Origin of the sequence: Streptomyces sp. enrichment culture, assembly GCF_964272855.1 — a bacterium.
GTDB lineage: Bacteria > Actinomycetota > Actinomycetes > Streptomycetales > Streptomycetaceae > Streptomyces.
In genome coordinates, this window is the sequence record NZ_OZ186847.1 from 610738 (window position 1) to 626486 (window position 15749).

At 72.3% G+C, this 15749-nt stretch carries 17 protein-coding genes; 8 read left to right on the forward strand and 9 right to left on the reverse strand.

The features are described from left to right. Positions 1-9 precede the first annotated feature (9 nt). The 4 genes from ACSU6L_RS02510 to ACSU6L_RS02525 all read right to left on the reverse strand — a co-directional run bounded on the left by ACSU6L_RS02510 (position 10) and on the right by ACSU6L_RS02525 (position 4807). A complete protein-coding gene (locus ACSU6L_RS02510; RefSeq protein ID WP_437053053.1) occupies positions 10-2361 on the reverse strand; it encodes a helix-turn-helix domain-containing protein in 2352 nt (783 codons plus the stop codon). 71 nt (positions 2362-2432) lie between these two features. Continuing rightward, positions 2433-3008, reverse strand: coding sequence for a Dps family protein (locus ACSU6L_RS02515; RefSeq protein ID WP_437053055.1), 576 nt, complete (start codon positions 3006-3008; stop codon positions 2433-2435). Between the two features lie 87 nt (positions 3009-3095). Further along, positions 3096-3815, reverse strand: coding sequence for an alpha/beta fold hydrolase (locus ACSU6L_RS02520; protein ID WP_437053057.1), 720 nt, complete (start codon positions 3813-3815; stop codon positions 3096-3098). A gap of 20 nt (positions 3816-3835) precedes the next feature. Then, positions 3836-4807, reverse strand: coding sequence for an alpha/beta hydrolase (locus ACSU6L_RS02525; RefSeq protein ID WP_437053059.1), 972 nt, complete (start codon positions 4805-4807; stop codon positions 3836-3838). A 331-nt stretch (positions 4808-5138) separates the two neighbouring features. Here ACSU6L_RS02525 and ACSU6L_RS02530 point away from each other — a divergent pair, with 331 nt between their 5' ends. The 4 genes from ACSU6L_RS02530 (at position 5139) to ACSU6L_RS02545 (ending at position 9062) form a co-directional block, all read left to right on the forward strand. Next, positions 5139-7028, forward strand: a complete 1890-nt coding sequence (locus tag ACSU6L_RS02530; RefSeq protein ID WP_437053061.1) for an amidohydrolase — start codon at positions 5139-5141, stop codon at positions 7026-7028. 86 nt (positions 7029-7114) lie between these two features. Next, a complete protein-coding gene (locus ACSU6L_RS02535; RefSeq protein ID WP_437053063.1) occupies positions 7115-7777 on the forward strand; it encodes a hydrolase in 663 nt (220 codons plus the stop codon). Between the two features lie 45 nt (positions 7778-7822). Then, positions 7823-8344: a DoxX family protein gene (locus ACSU6L_RS02540; RefSeq protein WP_437053065.1), complete on the forward strand. Its 522-nt coding sequence runs from the start codon at positions 7823-7825 to the stop codon at positions 8342-8344. Next, positions 8325-9062: a YoaK family protein gene (locus tag ACSU6L_RS02545; RefSeq protein WP_437053067.1), complete on the forward strand. Its 738-nt coding sequence runs from the start codon at positions 8325-8327 to the stop codon at positions 9060-9062. The genes ACSU6L_RS02540 and ACSU6L_RS02545 overlap by 20 nt, the downstream gene beginning before the upstream one ends. 13 nt (positions 9063-9075) lie before the next feature. On the opposite strand, the gene ACSU6L_RS02550 is transcribed toward ACSU6L_RS02545, so the two are convergent. Then, positions 9076-9483 carry a MerR family transcriptional regulator gene (locus ACSU6L_RS02550; protein WP_437053069.1) on the reverse strand — a complete coding sequence of 136 codons (408 nt, stop codon included), beginning with the start codon at positions 9481-9483 and terminating at the stop codon, positions 9076-9078. Positions 9484-9532: 49 nt separating this feature from the next. Between ACSU6L_RS02550 and ACSU6L_RS02555 the strand changes: the two genes are divergently transcribed. Continuing rightward, on the forward strand, positions 9533-10417 hold the full coding sequence (locus ACSU6L_RS02555) for an NAD(P)-dependent oxidoreductase (protein WP_437053071.1): 885 nt from the start codon (positions 9533-9535) through the stop codon (positions 10415-10417). A gap of 31 nt (positions 10418-10448) precedes the next feature. On the opposite strand, the gene ACSU6L_RS02560 is transcribed toward ACSU6L_RS02555, so the two are convergent. From ACSU6L_RS02560 to ACSU6L_RS02570, 3 genes are all read right to left on the reverse strand, one after another. After that, positions 10449-11195 (reverse strand): hypothetical protein, encoded by a 747-nt coding sequence (locus ACSU6L_RS02560; protein ID WP_437053073.1) that lies wholly within the window; start codon positions 11193-11195, stop codon positions 10449-10451. Positions 11196-11329: 134 nt separating this feature from the next. Beyond that, complete coding sequence (locus ACSU6L_RS02565; protein ID WP_437053075.1) at positions 11330-12184, reverse strand: alpha/beta fold hydrolase; 855 nt, start codon at positions 12182-12184, stop codon at positions 11330-11332. Between the two features lie 135 nt (positions 12185-12319). Continuing rightward, positions 12320-13054 carry a helix-turn-helix domain-containing protein gene (locus ACSU6L_RS02570; RefSeq protein ID WP_437053077.1) on the reverse strand — a complete coding sequence of 245 codons (735 nt, stop codon included), beginning with the start codon at positions 13052-13054 and terminating at the stop codon, positions 12320-12322. A 238-nt stretch (positions 13055-13292) separates the two neighbouring features. On the opposite strand from ACSU6L_RS02570, the gene ACSU6L_RS02575 reads away from it, so the two are divergent. The 3 genes from ACSU6L_RS02575 to ACSU6L_RS02585 all read left to right on the forward strand — a co-directional run bounded on the left by ACSU6L_RS02575 (position 13293) and on the right by ACSU6L_RS02585 (position 14874). Further along, the gene (locus tag ACSU6L_RS02575) at positions 13293-13958 is read left to right on the forward strand and encodes a DUF4097 family beta strand repeat-containing protein (protein ID WP_437053079.1); all 666 of its coding nucleotides are present in this window, start codon (positions 13293-13295) and stop codon (positions 13956-13958) included. A gap of 64 nt (positions 13959-14022) precedes the next feature. After that, positions 14023-14757 (forward strand): SDR family NAD(P)-dependent oxidoreductase, encoded by a 735-nt coding sequence (locus ACSU6L_RS02580; RefSeq protein WP_437053081.1) that lies wholly within the window; start codon positions 14023-14025, stop codon positions 14755-14757. A 21-nt stretch (positions 14758-14778) separates the two neighbouring features. Next, on the forward strand, positions 14779-14874 hold the full coding sequence (locus ACSU6L_RS02585) for a cyclophilin-like fold protein (protein WP_437064732.1): 96 nt from the start codon (positions 14779-14781) through the stop codon (positions 14872-14874). A gap of 319 nt (positions 14875-15193) precedes the next feature. Here the strand turns inward: ACSU6L_RS02585 and ACSU6L_RS02590 are convergent, their stop codons facing one another. After that, positions 15194-15730 carry a hypothetical protein gene (locus ACSU6L_RS02590; protein ID WP_437053083.1) on the reverse strand — a complete coding sequence of 179 codons (537 nt, stop codon included), beginning with the start codon at positions 15728-15730 and terminating at the stop codon, positions 15194-15196. Between the last annotated feature and the right edge of the window lie 19 nt (positions 15731-15749).

Consider the following 15749-nt stretch of genomic DNA (forward strand, 5'->3'; position numbering starts at 1 on the left):
GCCCGCTCGTCACCCGAAGCGCGTGGGCGGGGCCGGACGGCCCGCGACCAGGGAGTCGAAGGAGGCGCGGGCCTCTTCGAGCAGTTCCGAGGGGAGGCGTTCGCCCATCGCGAGGGCGACGCGGAACTCGGCCTCGGCCTCGGTGTACTCGCCGAGGTGGGTGAGCGCGTGGCCGAGATGGAGACGGAGCATGCCCTCACGGTCGTGCCAGCCGTGGGCGTCGAGCTTGCCGCGCAGCGGACGCAGCGCCTCGGCCGCCTCCCGCCAGCGGCCCTCGTTGAGGTGGACGAACGACACGTTGAACGTGGCGTACATGAGCGTGTACTCGCGGATGCTGGGCGGCACGCGGTCGTGGTTGTGCGGGGCCGCGAGTGTGCTCACGACCTCCTCGTAGGCAGCCAGGGCCTCCTTGGGGCGGCCGGCCTTCTCGGCCACCCGCACGGTGAAGGCGGACGCCGCGAGATATCCGTTGATCTCGTCGGCTTCGACGAACAGGTCCATGGCCCGGCGGTAGTTGTCGGTGGCGGTCGCCAGGTCGCCGGTCATGGCGTGCAGCCCGCCGAGGTGGTGGTGCGCCCAGCCCTGCTGGACGACGTCCCCGCATCCCCGGGCGAGTTCGAGTGCGTGTGCGGCCTCCGCGATGGCCTTGTCGGACCGGCGTTCGGCGAGCCAGTAGGCCCCCGAGAGGCTGTTGCGGTGGCTGGCCTCCAGGGCGGGGTCGCCCAGGGCGGCGCCCGCTTCGGCCGCGCGCCGGTAGACCTCCACCCAGTGGCCCCAGGACACCCAGTGGTCCGAGAACCAGAACGTGGCGTCGGCGACCTCGGCGACCCTGGCGTGCTCGCCGGCCTCGGCCGCCTCGCGGAAGGCGGCCAGCCAGTGGTCGCTCTCCGTCTTGAGCCACCGCATGGCCTGCTCGCGGTCGTCGAGGACGACGAGGCGGCCGGGGTCCGCCGGCGGCGCCCCGTAGTCCGGTTCGTACCAGCGGCCGGCGAGCACGGTCGTGTCCAGCAGCCAGGTACGCAGACGGGTCCGCGCGGCCCGCGACTCCTGCTCGGTGTCCTCGGCGCGGTGGCGGGCCCGGGCGTACAGCCGCAGCAGGTCGTGGAAGCGGTAGCGGTCGCCGCGGGCGGCCATCAGCAGTCCCGCCTCCAGCAGTTCCTCCAGCAGGTCCTCCGCGCCCAGCAGCGACGTGTCGGCGAGCACGGCGGCCGGCGGGATGCCGAAGTCGCCTCCCGGCACCAGCGACAGCAGCCGGAACATCCGGGCCGCGCCCGGCGCGAGACGCGAGTAGGAGAGCGCGAAGGCGGAGTTCACGCGCAGGTCCCCGGCGCTCAGCGCGTCCAGTCTGCGTTCCTCGTCGGCGAGCCGGTCGGCGAGCCGCTGCAGGCTCCAGTTGGCGCGCGTCGCGGCCCAGTTGGCGGCCACCCGCAACGCCAGTGGCAGATGCCCGCACCGTTCGGTCACGGCGCGTGCGGCAGCCGGCTCCGCGTCCACGCGGCCGGCGCCGACGACGGCCCGCAGCAGGGAGGCGGACTCCTGCGGGGTCAGCGCGTCGAGCTCCAGGCGCCGCACGCCCTCCAGTCCGGCGAGGGTCCGGCGGCTGGTGACGAGCATGAGCAGGTGCCCCTCGTGCGGCAGCAGTGGCCTGACCTGGGCCTCGCTGCCGACGTTGTCGAGCACGACGACGGCGCGGAGGGTGGCCGTGAGCGCCCGGTACCGGACGAGGCGCTCCTCGGCGGTCGCCCGGCCCAGTTCGGCGTCGCCCACGCCCCACCCGCTCAGCAGCCGCAGCACGGCCTGCTCCGCCGTCACCGGCTGTTCGTCCAGGCCCCGCATGTCCAGCAGGAACGTTCCGTCCGGGAAGGACGGCGCGGACTCCTCGGCGAGCCGCACCGCCAGGGTGGACTTGCCGCTGCCGGGCGGACCGGACAGCACCGCCGCCGGCACCGGGGAACGCGCGCCCTGCCGGTCCGGCCCGGCGTCCTCGGTGGCCTGTTGTACGAGGGCGCGGAGCGTGGCCAGCTCCGCGTGCCGGCCCACGAAGTCCAGGACGCCTCTGGGCAGGGTGTAGGGGGACGCGTACACGGAGGCGGCGGGCTTCGCGGGGCGGCCTGCCCGGACGGCGGCCAGCAGTTCGGCGTGCCCCTCGTCGTCCAGTTGGAGACCCTGGGCGAGCGCGGTGACCGTGCCCCGGTGCGGACGCAGGCTGCGGCCCCGCTCCATGTCGCCTATCGCGCGCCCCGACACACCGGACGCCTCGGCGAGCTCCTCGATGGTCCAGCCGCGGCTCTGCCGCAACTCCCGCACCAGGCGACCGAACGGTGTTCGGACACCGCTGTCACCGCTTTCCCCCTTGGACACGACGCCCAGTCTATGCGCGCCGGAAGGGGCGTCCGTCCGCCGCTGCACCGGTCAGCGGCGGTTCGCCCGTCTCAGGCCCGCACGAGAGGCGTGTCGACCAGGTGCTCCGCGAGGAACCACGCCTGGAGTTCGCCGGTCCGGATCACCTGCGAGACCAGCAGGTCGTTGGTGCCGTCGTCGCCCAGCTCGGCGACGCGGGCCGCCGCCTCGTGGGTCTCGGTCAGGATGGTCTCGTGTGCCGCCAGCAGCCGGGACAGCATGGCCGGCACCTCCTCCACGCCGTCCGGCGGGCGCGGGATCGAGGTGATCTCGGCGACGTGCCGGGGATCCCCCACCGCGACACCGCCCAGCGTCTGGACCCGTTCGGCGAGGGCGTCGACGAGACCGAGCTGTTCCCCCGCATGCTTGTCCAGCACCAGGTGCAGCTGGTAGAAGGTCGCCCCGCGCATCAGCCAGTGGTGCTTCTTGTAGAGGCCGTAGAGGATCTGGGTGTCCGCCAGCACCTGGTTGAGGCGCTGGCAGGAGTACATACGGGTCTCGTAGGACAGTCCGAGCGGGAACTGCTTGACGGTCCCGAACTCCTGGATGATCTCGCCCTTCTGGTGCAGCCTCGGCTGGCTGCTCAGGTGCGGGGAGCTGATGGTCATGTTCCGTTCTCCTGTCGGTCGTGTGCTCTCACGCGACACGGGGCGCGCGGCCGGAAGCGTCCGCCCGCGCACCCGTGCTGCGCTGCCTCAGGCGGTCGCCCGTACCGCGTCGCGGATCAGCTCGGCGACCTCCTTCGGCCGCGAGACGGCGACCGCGTGCGAGGCGCCCTCGACCTCGACGACGGTCGCCCCGGCGCGCTCGGCGCCGAACCGCTGGACCTCGGGGTCGATGGCCCGGTCCGCCCCGGCCACCAGGGCCCAGGACGGCTTGGTCCGCCACGCGGCCGCCGTGGCCGTCTCCTCGAACGCGGCGGCGGCCAGCGGCCGCTGGGCCACGGCCAGGACCTCGGTGACGTCGGTGGGCACGTCGTCGGCGAAGATCGACGGGAAGGCGTCGGCGGCGATGGTGACCTCGACCGCGGACCCGCCGCCCTGGACGGGGTACGTCCACTGCTTGAGGTTGCTCACCAGCGGGGAGGCGGGGAAGCGGCCCTGGAGCTCGCCGAGGCTCTCGCCCTCCTCCAGGACGTAGGCGGCCACGTACACCAGTCCGACGACGTTCTCGGTGGTGCCGGCCACCGTGATGAGCGCCCCGCCGTAGGAGTGCCCGACCAGGATGACGGGGCCGTCGATCTGCGCGGCCACGGAGGCGACGTACGCGGCGTCGGCGGCGAGACCGCGCAGCGGGTTGGGCGGCGCCACCACGGGAACGCCGTGGGCCCGGAGTTCCGCGATGACCCCGGACCAGCTGGTCGCGTCGGCGAACGCGCCGTGGACGAGGAGGACGGTGGGCGTGGAAGTGCTCATGGGGATGTCTCCGGTCGTGGTCAGGCGGTGTGCAGGGCGGACCGCAGGGTGGCGGCGGCCAGGGTGATCGCGGCCTCGGCGGCGGGGGTCCCCCGCAGGGCGTCGAGCATCACGAAGTCGTGGATGATGCCCTGGAAGCGGACCGCGGTGACCGGGACACCCGCCTCGCGGAGCTTGTTGGCGTACGCCTCGCCCTCGTCGCGCAGCACGTCGGCCTCGGCGGTGACGACCAGCGCCGGGGGCAGGCCGGTGAGCTGCTCGGTGGAGGCGCGCAGCGGGGAGGCGGTGATCTGCGCGCGCTCGGCCTCGTCGGTCGTGTACTGGTCCCAGAACCACTGCATGCCGTCGCGGCGCAGGAAGTAGCCGGTGGCGAACTGGTGGTAGGAGCCGGTGTCGAAGTTCGCGTCGGTGACCGGGTAGAACAGCACCTGCTGCACCAGCGGGACGTCGCCGCGCTGCTTGGCCATCAGGGTGAGGGCGGCGGTCATGTTGCCGCCGACCGAGTCACCGGCGACCGCGATCCGGCCGGCGTCCAGCCCCTTGCCGGCGCCCTCGGCCACGACCCACCGCGCGACGGCGTAGTTCTGCTCGATGGCGACCGGGTAGCGGGCCTCGGGCGACAGGTCGTACTCGGGGAAGACCACGGCGGCACCGGCGCCGACAGCCAGTTCCCGCACCAGGCGGTCGTGGGTGTGGGCGTTGCCGAACACCCAGCCCGCGCCGTGGATGTAGATGATCACGGGCAGGGTGCCCTCGGCACCGGCGGGCTTGACGAGACGGGCGCGGACGCTGCCCGTCGGCCCGCCCGAGACGGTGATCCACTCCTCGTCGACGGCGGGCTTGTCGATCTCGCCGGACTGCACGTCGTCGACGGCCTTGCGCCCCTCAGCCGGGGGCAGGTCGAACAGGTAGGGCGGATTGGCGGTCGCCTCGGCGAAGGCGGCGGCCGCCGGCTCCAGCACCGGCCGGACCGGCTCTTGGACATCGGACACGTGAATCTCCTGAACGTTCATGGCACGCCGGCCCCTCCGGCGATGACGGCCGGGGTCCCCCGAAGGGCTTCCCGGAACCGTTCTTCGTCACGCTAACGGCGTCGGGTGCACGGGAATTGCTCGGCAGCGCACCACTGCTGGCCTCTTCGCGCACGGCGGTTCCCGGACTTCTCCGCGTCTGCTGTTCCGGGCATTTCCGGCCGTGCGCTCTCAGGCAAAGTCCGGTGCGCCCACGGGCATGGCAGGCACCTTGCGTCTGCCTATCGTCAGGGAGTGCCGTGGAATTCACCCGGCTCGCGCAACGGCGTCGTTTTCCCGGAGGGTTTCGAAGATGTCAGCAATGCCTGTCGGCGGGCTGGTTCCGCATGCCGCCGACGACGCCGCGGACCTCGTCGTCCGCAACGCGAAGATCCACACCGGGGACCCCGGACGCCCCCAGGCGCAGGCGGTCGCCGTTCGCGACGGGCGCATCACGGCCGTCGGTGACGACCAGGACATGGCTGCTCACGTCGGTGCCGGCACGAAGGTGGTCGACGCGCTCGGGCGGCGGGTGATCCCCGGTCTCAACGACGCCCATCTGCACGTCATCCGCGGCGGCCTCAACTACGTACTGGAACTGCGCTGGGACGGCGTGCGCAGTCTGCGCCAGGGCCTGGCCATGCTGCGCGAGCAGGCCGCCCGCACCCCGAAGGGCCAGTGGGTACGGGTGGTCGGGGGCTGGTCGGCCGAGCAGTTCGCCGAGCGGCGGCTGCCGACCGTGGCGGAACTGAACGCCGCCGCGCCCGACACCCCGGTGTTCGTCCTGCACCTGTACCAGTCGGCGGTCCTGAACCGGGCCGCGCTGAAGGCGGCCGGCTTCACCCGGGACACGCCCGACCCCAAGGGCGGCCAGATCGTACGGGGCCGGGACGGGGAACCGACCGGCATGCTGCTGGCCGCTCCCAGCGCGCTCGTGCTGTACTCGACCCTCGCCAAGGCTCCGGTGCTGGAAGGCGCGGACAGAAAGACCTCGACGCGGCATTTCCTGCGCGAGCTGAACAGATTCGGGCTGACGTCGGCGATCGACGCGGCGGGCGGATTCCAGAATTTCCCCGAGAACTACGCCACCGTCATCGAACTGGCCGAGGCCGGACAGCTGTCACTGCGTATCGCCTACCATCTCTTCCCGCAGACTCCCGGGCAGGAGCTCGACGACCTCGCCCGCTGGATCGAATCGGCCCGCCCGGGCGACGGGGACGAATGGCTGAGACTGAACGGCGCCGGCGAGAATCTGACGTGGGCCGCCGCCGACTTCGAGAACTTCAGCCAGCCGCGGCCGGAACTCGCCGCCGACTACGAGGCGGAATTCGAGAAGGCGGTGCGCCTGCTCATGGAGAACGGCTGGGCTTTCCGGCTGCACGCCACGTACGACGAGACCATCCGCCGTGATCTCGCGGTGTTCGAGAAGCTCGCCGCGGAGGGTCTGTTCCCGGCCGGGAACCGGTGGCTGTTCGACCACGCGGAGACCGTCACCCCGGACAGTCTCGACCGTGTCGCGGCCCTCGGCGGAGCGATGTCCGTGCAGAACCGCCTGTCGTTCCAGGGCGAGGCGTTCGTACGGCGCTACGGCCCGGGAGCGGCCGCGGACGCCCCGCCCGTCCGGGCCATGCTGGACCGCGGGCTGACGGTGGCCGCCGGCACGGACGCCACCCGCGTCTCGACCTACAACCCCTGGGTCGCCCTGCACTGGCTGGTGAGCGGCCGCACGGTCGGCGACCTGGCCCTGCGGCCGCCGGCCAACCGCGTCGACCGGCGTACGGCGCTGGAGATGTTCACCCGCGCCGGCGCCGCGCTGACCGGCGAGGAGGACGTCAAGGGCGTGCTGCGGCCGGGGTGTTACGCGGACCTGGCGGTCCTCTCCGAGGACTACTTCGCCGTGGCCGAGCCGGACATCGCGCACATCGAGTCGCTGCTGACGGTGACCGGTGGCCGGATCGTCTACGCCGCCGCCGAGTACGAGGGGCTCGACGAGGAGCTGCCCCCCGTCAGCCCCGCCTGGAGTCCGGTCGCGCACTTCGGCGGCTACCAGGCGTCCCACACGGCCGGGCTGCCCGGCGCCCGCCAGGCGGAGGCGCTCGGCGAGGCCGTCGCCGAGTCGGAGCGGCACCGCCAGTGGCGCATCGCCCGCGGCCTGGCCCCGGAGAGCACGGCCACGCCCTTCGATCCCTGCTTCTCCCTCTGACCTCCCGGGAGGGGCCCGGCCGCCGAGCCGCCCCTTCCGGGACACCACCACCCATCGATTCCCTTATCCTGAAAGGCTCATGACTCATGGTCGACATCACCGAGGTCACCGCCGCCCCCAGCCCCGACCTGCTCACCCCGGACAACTGCGCGGTGCTGTTCGTGGACCACCAGCCGCAGATGTTCTTCGGCACCGGCAGCGGCGACCGCACCGGCATCATCAACGCGACCGTCGGCCTGGCCAAGGCCGCGAAGGCCTTCGACGTGCCGGTGGTGCTCAGCACGGTGGCCGCCGAGTCGTTCTCGGGGCCGATCATGCCGCAGCTGTCGGACGTCTTCCCCGAGCAGAAGATCGTCGACCGCACCTCGATGAACGCCTGGGAGGACGTGAACTTCGTCGAGGCGGTCAAGGCCACCGGCCGCAAGAAGCTGGTCGTCGCGGGCCTGTGGACCGAGGTCTGCGTCGTCCTGCCCACCCTCTCCGCACTCTCCCAGGGCTACGACGTCTACGTCGTCACCGACGCGTCCGGCGGTGTCAGCCCGCAGGCCCACGAGCACGCGATCCAGCGCATGATCCAGGCCGGAGCCGTCCCCGTCACCTGGGTGCAGGTGCTGCTGGAGCTCCAGCGCGACTGGGCCCGCACCGAGACGTACGCCGCCACGACCGGCGTCGTCAAGGAGCACGGCGGCGCCTACGGCCTCGGCATCGTCTACGCGCAGGCCGTCATCGGCGCCCACGCCGCGGGCTGATCCCCGAGCCGGCCCAGGAACGTCAGGAACAGGCGGGAACACACGATGGACGCTGGACTGTTGGTCCTCCGGCTGGTGGTGGGGTTGCTCATCGCCGGGCACGGGGTGCAGAAGGTGAGCTTCCGGCTCGGGGGCGACGGATTGGCCGGCGGGACCGAGGAGTTCCGCCGTGACGGGTTCCGCGGCGGCCGGCTGACCGCGCTCGCCGCGGGAGCCGGCCAGATCGGCTCCGGCCTGTTCCTGGCGCTCGGCCTGCTCACCCCGCTGGCGGCGATGGCCGCCATGGGCGTGATGACGGTCGCGGGCACCGTGAAGCGGCCCAAGGGCCTCTGGGTGCAGAACGACGGCTACGAGTACCCGCTCGTCCTGGTCGTCGTCTCCGCCTCGCTGGCCCTCACCGGGGCCGGACGGTGGTCGGCGGACCACGGGCTGGGCATCACCTGGCCGGTGTGGACAGCCGTCGCCGCGATCGCCGTGGGCCCGGCGAGCGGCTTCCTCACCCGTGCCGTACTGCACCGGCCGGCCTCGGCCGCCGAGGGGGTGCGCCGTGCGCGGACTGCTGACTGACGCGTTCCGCACCCTCGTACCGCGCGGCGAGGAACGGCACGGTCCGCTGCCTCCGCTGATGCTGGTCCTGACGGTGGTCACCGGGCTGGTCGACGCCGTGAGCTATCTGGCGCTGGGGCATGTCTTCGTCGCCAACATGACCGGCAACGTCGTCTTCCTCGGGTTCGCCCTGGCGGGCGCCGCGAGCCTGTCCGTGCTCGCGTCCGTCGTCTCGGTGCTCACGTTCCTGCTCGGCGCCCTCGCGGGCGGCAGGCTGGGTGCGCGTTTCGCCGCGCACCGGGGGCGTCTGCTGAGGGCGGCGACGCTGGTGCAGACGGTCCTGGTGGCGGTCACCGTGGTGGCCGCCACCGCGACCGACGGCCGGGTCACCACGGAGGTGCGGTACACGCTGATCGTGTTCCTGGGGGTCGCGATGGGCCTGCAGAACGCCGTCGCCCGGCGGCTCGGCGTCCCGGACCTCACCACCACCGTGCTGACCCTGACCCTGACGGGTCTGGCGGCGGACTCGGCGACGGCCGGCGGTGAGGCGCCGCGCCCCGGCCGCCGGGTGCTGTCCGTGCTGGCCATGTTCCTCGGCGCCTTCGCCGGAGCGCAGCTCGTGCTGCACGGCCATCTCGTCCTGACGCTGTGCGCCGCGCTGCTGCTGCTCGCGCTCACCTCGGCGGCCGCCCACCGCTTCTCCGCCGCCGACGCCGCGTGGCACCGGCCGAAGCCCTGATCGCCCCGGCCACTCAGGCGGGCACGGACTCCAAGCCGGCGCCGTCGAACGGCGGATAGCTCTCGCGGCCCATGCGCTCGGCGGCGTCGATGTAGCCGGTGAGTGCGTCGCGGGACTGCGCGAGTCTGTTCATCTGGTCGTCGATGCGCCGCAGCCTCGACCGCATCGCCGCCAGCAGCTCGGGACACCCGATCAGCTCCGGGGCCTCACCGACCGCGCAGGGCAGCAGGTACGCGATGTCCTCGGAGGACAGACCGGCACCGAGCAGGTGCCGGATCTGCCGCACCCGCAGCACGGCGTCCTCGTCGTACTCGCGGTAGCCGTTCGCGCCGCGCTCCGCCTCCAGCAGGCCCTGGGCCTCGTAGTAGCGCAACTGGTGGGCGTTGACGCCCGTCCGGCGACTCAGTTCCCCGATCCGCATCGCGACCTCACTTGACCTTCAGACCGGTATCAACGTTGACGATGCTGCCATGAACAGCAACCCCGACATACCTGTGACAGTCATCGGACTCGGACGGATGGGCCAGGCGCTCGCCCGCGCGTTCCTGAAGGCCGGGCATCCCACGACCGTCTGGAACCGTACCGCCTCCAAGGCCGAGCAGTTGGCGGCCGAGGGCGCCCGGCGGGCACCGGCGGTCGCCGACGCGCTCAGGGCGAGCCCCCTCACGATCGTCTGCGTCACCGACTACCAGGCCATGCGCGCGCTGCTCGACGCGAGCGATGTGGAACTGGCCGGCACGACGCTGGTCAACCTGACCTCGGGCGACTCCGCCCAGGCCCGGGAGGCCGCCCGATGGGCCGGGCGGCGCGGCGCCCGTTACCTGGACGGCGCCATCATGGCCGTCCCGCCGGCCATCGGGACCCCCGAGGCGGTGATCCTGCACAGCGGGCCGCGGTCGGACTTCGAGGCGCACAAGCCGGCACTCGACGCGCTCGGCACCGTCACCCACCTCGGCGCCGACCACGGTCTGGCGTCCCTGTACGACGTGGCCGGCCTGGCCATGATGTGGAGCGTCCTGAACGCCTGGCTGCAGGGCACCGCACTGCTCCGGACGGCCGGTGTCGACGCCGCGACGTACGCGCCGTTCGCGCGCCGGATCGCGGCCGGCGTGGCCGAATGGCTGCCCGGGTACGCCGAGCAGATCGACAGCGGCTCCTTCCCGGCCGAGGTGTCGGACCTGGAGACCGACGCGCGGGCGATGGCCCACCTGATCGAGGAGAGCGAGGCGGTGGGCGTCAACGCCGAACTGCCGAGACTGATCAAGGCGATGGCCGACCGCTCGATCGCCGCCGGACACGGCGCAGAGCAGTACCCGGTGCTGATCGAGGAGTTCGCCAGACCCGGCGACGCCTGAGCGCTCGGCGCGGGCACTCCCCCCGCCGTCGTCAGCCCTGGTGGCTCGGGCCGGGGCGCATCAGCCGCAGATCCTCGCCCCAGGCGTCCAGCGTGGGCCCGTGGCCGGCCTCTCGCGCCACGGCCTCCACCTGCGCGAAGAGCCCCCGCTGCGCTTCGACGTCACCGGTCGCGGCGATCCGTCCGACCGCGGCCAGCAGCTCCCGCGTGTCCCATCCCGGCAGCGGGAACCGCTCCAGTTCCCACTCCAGGTACTTGTTGTAGGGGCGCGGACGGCGATCCAGGGTGAACAGCAGCTCCAGCAGGAAGCCCACGCTGTCGGCCGCGTCCAGGCGAGCGGCGAGCCGGTGGCCGTCGCGGGCGTTCTTCACCGACCGGTAGAGCGAGTTGGCGTAGGCGTCCAGCCGGCCGGCCGCCGCCCGCGACGCCTCGTCGGCGTCGAGTCGTCCCTTGGCGGCGACGATCCTCGCGATCTCGCCGTCGAGCCGGTCGAGCAGGACACGGGCCCGGGCGAGTGCGTAGCGCTCCCAGCCTCCGATCCGGCGGAACTCGCTCAACGGGACGACGACGAGATCGAGTTCGGTGGAGCGATGACCGTCGAGTACCGCGAGACCGGTGTCCGCGTCGTCGGCGAGGACGACGTAGACGTCGTGGTCGGAGTGCTCGGTGGCCATGCCGTCGTGGGCGTGCGAGCCCTTCAGGACGAGCCCGACGACGTCCGGGTCGGCGGCGAGACGGGCGACACACGTCTCGTAGGTCAGCGGGTGCTGTGGGATCACGTGACGATCTCCGGTCCGAGTGACGGGTGAACAAACGCCGAGCCGTCCTCCCGGTCGTGGTCACGGGAGGACGGTCACATCGTCCGCGGCGGCCGCGAGGCCACCGCACCGGAGATCAACGCACGTCCCGGACCCTACCCGACCTGCCCGGCGAGTTCACCCAGGAGACGGGCCGCCGGCGCCGGGTCGAGCAGCCACTTCAGGTGGCTGCCTTCGAGGGTGCGCACGTCGAAGGGGTTGTCCGGCGTCAGCGCGTCGCCCTCGCGGATCAGCCGGTCCTGCAGCGCGAGGGGCAGGCTCGCGTCGTCGGCGAGACGCACGTACGTCTTCGGGATGCGGCCCCAGGTCGCCGCCTGCGCGCGGTCGTCGGAGGTGCCGGCGTCCAGGTTCTCGTCGGGCTGGAGGGTGTTGAGGAAGGTCAGGAACTGCTCGTCGGTGGCGTCGGCGAGGAAGGCCGCCTTGAACGCCGCGAGGGCGTCCGGGTCGGCGGTGCGGAAGTTGACGCGGAGCAGGCCGAGTTCAGCCGGGTTCCCGGCCATCGCGAGGGCCAGCGAGGCGGCGTCGACCGTGGCCATCTCCGGCTCGGCGTAGTAGGCGCTGACGTCCAGATCGACCGGGCACCAGGCCGAGACGTAGACGATGCGGTCGATCAGGTCCGGCCGCGCGTTCGCCGCGGCGGTGGCGGTGATGCCGCCACGGCTGTGCGAGACGAGGATGACCGGCCCGTTCTCCTTGGCCCGCTCCAGGACGTCGATCAGGTGCGCGGCGTTGTCGGCGAGCGTGACGCCCTTGATCGAGCCGGGTGCGGTGGCGAGCCCCGCGGGGTCCTGCGGGGCCTGGTACGCCTGCGAGAAGGTCGCCGCGAAACCGTGGCCCGGCAGGTCGACGGCGACCGACCGGTGCCCGAGGAGGCCGAGTTCGGCCTGGAGCGGTGCGAAGGAGAAGGAGTTGGCGAAGGCGCCATGCACCAGTACGAACGTCGGCTGCATCGGTCTGCTCGCTTTCTGATCTTTGCGGTCGGCCGCCACGCTACGCAGCGAAAGATCACCGGCACTAGCGGTACGAGCGCATCCGCTTGTGTGCGTCCTTGTGACGTGAGGCGGCGGCCGCGATCCGAGCGGGGCTCAGGCGGAACCGTCCGAGGGCGTCTCGGGTTTGGTGTGGAGGACGTCGCGGGCCTGGTCCGCGGCGCGCGCGATGCTCTCCGAGACGAAGTCGACGAAGCGGGAGATGTTCTCGAGACGCACGGCGGCCGGGGTACCGGGGCCGAGGACGCCGACGCCCTGCCGTGCGGTCTCGGCGAGCTGGGCGGTGCCGCGGGCGCTGGCCATCATCGACTGGTACCAGACGTCGTCGTCGGCGACATAGCGCTCACGACGGCCTTCGTCGCGCTGCCGGGCGACGAGGCCCTGGCTCTCCAGGAACGCGATCGCCTTGGAGATGGACGCCGGGCTGACCTGGAGGCGCTGGACGAGTTCGGACGCGGTGAGGCTGCCCTCGTCGGTGGTGTAGAGACAGGTCAGCACCCGGGCCATCATCTTGGGCAGGCCCTGCGACATGAGGAGGGTCGTGAACGTCTCCTCGTACTCGCGTACGGCCTCGGCGTCGCGCCCGTGTGCCTGCGCGGGCGCCTCGGCCCCCCGGGGCGCGGCCTGCCGGCGCCGGTGCGCGCGGCGTTCGGTGGCGCGGTGGGCCAGGTCGGCGCGGTAGGCGGTGGGGCCGCCGTTGCGCATCACCTCGCGTGTGATCGTCGAGGTGGGCCGGTCGAGACGCCTGGCGATCTCCGCGTAGGCGAGCCCGTCGCCGAGTCCCAGCGCGATCTGCTGACGTTCCTGCTGGGTGAGCCTGCCTCCCGGCATCGCGATCTCCCTTCGTGCTTCCCTGACGCGTCCAGCGTAGCGTTCAGTTTCTTTCATTGCAACGGACGGAACAGTTGACGTTGCGTTAGCTCCAGTTCCATTGCAACGAATTCTTGCTTTTCACCTGCACTGATGTTGAAATTTCGCAACGAACATGTTGCCCGATTCTTGAACGCAACGTAGCGTTTCAAATGTCAGAAACGAACGGCAGAAACGAACGAGCAGTCAGGAGAGCACCATGGAGAAGTTCGACGCCCTCGCCCCGATCTCCGCCATCCTCGACATCCCCGCGGGCCGGGTCCGGCTCGTCGCCGCCGACCGGGCCGACACCACCGTCGAGGTCCTGCCCGCGGACACCGCCAAGAGCCGCGACGTGAAGGCGGCGGAGCAGACCACGGTCACGTACGCCGACGGTGTCCTGCGGATCGAGACTCCGGCGAAGAACCAGATCCTCGGCACTTCCGGAGCCATAGAGGTGACGGTCCAGCTGCCCGCCGGCTCCCGCGTCGAGGCGAAGGCGGCCGGAGCCGAGTTCCACGGCGTCGGGCAGCTCGGCGACGTCACCCTCGAAACCGCGCACGGCACGGTCCGGCTCGACGAGGCCACCGGCGCCCGCCTCACCACCCTCGACGGTGACATCTCGGTCGGCCGCCTGGGCGGCTCCGCGGAGATCAGCACCCAGCGGGGGGACATCCGGATCGCCGAGGCCGTCCGCGGCACGCTCACGCTGCGCACCGAGCAGGGTGAGATCTCGGTCGGCGCCGCCGGCGGAGTCTCGGCCTCCCTGGACGCCGGCACCGGCTACGGCCGCGTCAGCAACGCCCTGAAGAACACCGACGGCACCGCCGACCTGACCATCCACGCGACCACCGCCCACGGCGACATCACCGCCCGCAGCCTGTAGACGACTCGCGACCGCCGCCGCGGGGATACTGCATCGTGCGCCCACGAACGGAAGGAGACTCGCCTTGAGTCGGATCATGGTCACCGGTTCCGCGGACGGCCTCGGACGGGCCGCGGCGGACGCGTTGCTGTCCGCGGGACACGAGGTCGTGGTGCACGCCCGGAGCGAGGAGCGCGCGGCGGGGCTCCGCTCGCTGGTCGACCGCGGGGCGGACATCGTCGTGGGCGACTTCACGGACCGTGACGCCGTACGGCGCATCGCGGCGGAACTGAACGCCGGGGCGCCGCTCGACGCCGTCGTCCACAACGCCGGCGTGTGGAGCGGACCGGCGGTCATGCCGGTCAACGTCATCGCCCCGTACCTGCTCACGGCCCTGGTCCGCGGACCGCGCCGACTGGTGTACCTGAGCAGCGGCTCGCATTTCAGCGGGCGCCCGTCGCTCGCCGGGGTCGACTGGCGGGGCGGGACCGCGGGCTCGTACGCGGACAGCAAGCTGTTCGTCACGACGCTCGCGGCCGCGGTGGCCCGCCTGCGCCCCGGGGTGCTGAGCAATGCCGTGGACCCGGGCTGGGTGCCGACGAAGATGGGCGGACCGAACGCACCGGACGATCTGGAGCTCGGCCATCAGACCCAGGAGTGGCTGGCGTCGAGCGACGAACCCGAGGCCCTGACCACCGGCGGATACTGGTACCACCGCGAGCGGGCACAGCCACACCGCTCCGTGCACGACGAGGAGTTCCAGGACCGCCTCCTGCGGACGCTGGCCGAGGAGACGGGCGTCGCGTTGTCCGCCGACTGACGCCTCACGTCGAAGGTCCGGCTGACCGTCGACGGCACCGCCTACGACGCCACCCCCGACGACAGTGCCACGGCACGGGACCTCGCCGCCCAGCTGCCCCTGTCATCGGCCGGCTAATTGCCCGTCGGTGACCCCTTGTTCGCGAGCCGATCCGGTACTCCTCGGCGATGTCCGCCTTCCCCTCGAAGACGGGCGTCGAGCCACACGGTCCGGTCGCCGTCCGCCCGGCGGTTCCTCTCCCGCCGTCCGGTGGCCTCCACGTCCGGCGCGTGGTCGGCGAGGTCGGCGGCGACGCCCAGGGTGCGGACCGGTCTGCCGGTGCTGCCGGTCCGGCCCCGGCAGCGCGGGTGTAGCCAGCGCGACCCGCCGGAGGGGCGTCGGACCCGGAACATCACGTCCCGGACGTCCGCCGTCGTCCTCCCCCGGCCCATCACGGTCATGAACAGGGGAAGGCTCGTCCAGAAGGACGCGCGCGACCAGGCTCTCCACGGAGCCGTCGAAGGTCTCCGGGGCGATGCCGGCCAGTTGCCGTCCAGGGGGCGCCGATCTCCATGACGGAGGAGAGCTGCTCGGCGTAGGTCTCGAGCAGGAGGCGCTGGTCGGGCCCGAAACCGGCAAGGGCGCCCAGGGACCCTGCTGGGGCGTCGCGGGTGTCACGGGGGTCCTTCGCCACGACGAAGCGGCCCATCACGCGTCCGCCCGTTCCCGGCGGCAGCGGACCGAGCGGCACCACGCCCAGCGCGACGGGGGTCGTGCGCGGGTCCCGGTCCGCTTCGCGGTACGAGGGCAGCGCCGCGGAGTCCCGCCACACCGGCCGGTCGGAACGGACGGCCTCGGCGAGCGGGGAATCCGCGGAGAGCGGAAGGATCTCGGGCAGCGCGAAGCCTCCCAGGCCGCCGGCGGTGTGGACGATCCGCAGCTGCTCCGCCTCGGCGTCGACCAGGTACACAGCGGCCAGACCTGCTCCGGCCACGTCCATACCCCCAGCTTTG

Coding starts and splice junctions, on each gene's coding strand:
- ACSU6L_RS02515 (WP_437053055.1), bottom strand. CDS start 3,008: ATGACCATCAGCTCCCCGCACCTGAGCAGCCAGCCGAGGCTGCACCAG.
- ACSU6L_RS02520 (WP_437053057.1), bottom strand. CDS start 3,815: ATGAGCACTTCCACGCCCACCGTCCTCCTCGTCCACGGCGCGTTCGCC.
- ACSU6L_RS02530 (WP_437053061.1), top strand. CDS start 5,139: ATGTCAGCAATGCCTGTCGGCGGGCTGGTTCCGCATGCCGCCGACGAC.
- ACSU6L_RS02535 (WP_437053063.1), top strand. CDS start 7,115: ATGGTCGACATCACCGAGGTCACCGCCGCCCCCAGCCCCGACCTGCTC.
- ACSU6L_RS02540 (WP_437053065.1), top strand. CDS start 7,823: ATGGACGCTGGACTGTTGGTCCTCCGGCTGGTGGTGGGGTTGCTCATC.
- ACSU6L_RS02550 (WP_437053069.1), bottom strand. CDS start 9,483: ATGCGGATCGGGGAACTGAGTCGCCGGACGGGCGTCAACGCCCACCAG.
- ACSU6L_RS02555 (WP_437053071.1), top strand. CDS start 9,533: ATGAACAGCAACCCCGACATACCTGTGACAGTCATCGGACTCGGACGG.
- ACSU6L_RS02565 (WP_437053075.1), bottom strand. CDS start 12,184: ATGCAGCCGACGTTCGTACTGGTGCATGGCGCCTTCGCCAACTCCTTC.
- ACSU6L_RS02570 (WP_437053077.1), bottom strand. CDS start 13,054: ATGCCGGGAGGCAGGCTCACCCAGCAGGAACGTCAGCAGATCGCGCTG.
- ACSU6L_RS02575 (WP_437053079.1), top strand. CDS start 13,293: ATGGAGAAGTTCGACGCCCTCGCCCCGATCTCCGCCATCCTCGACATC.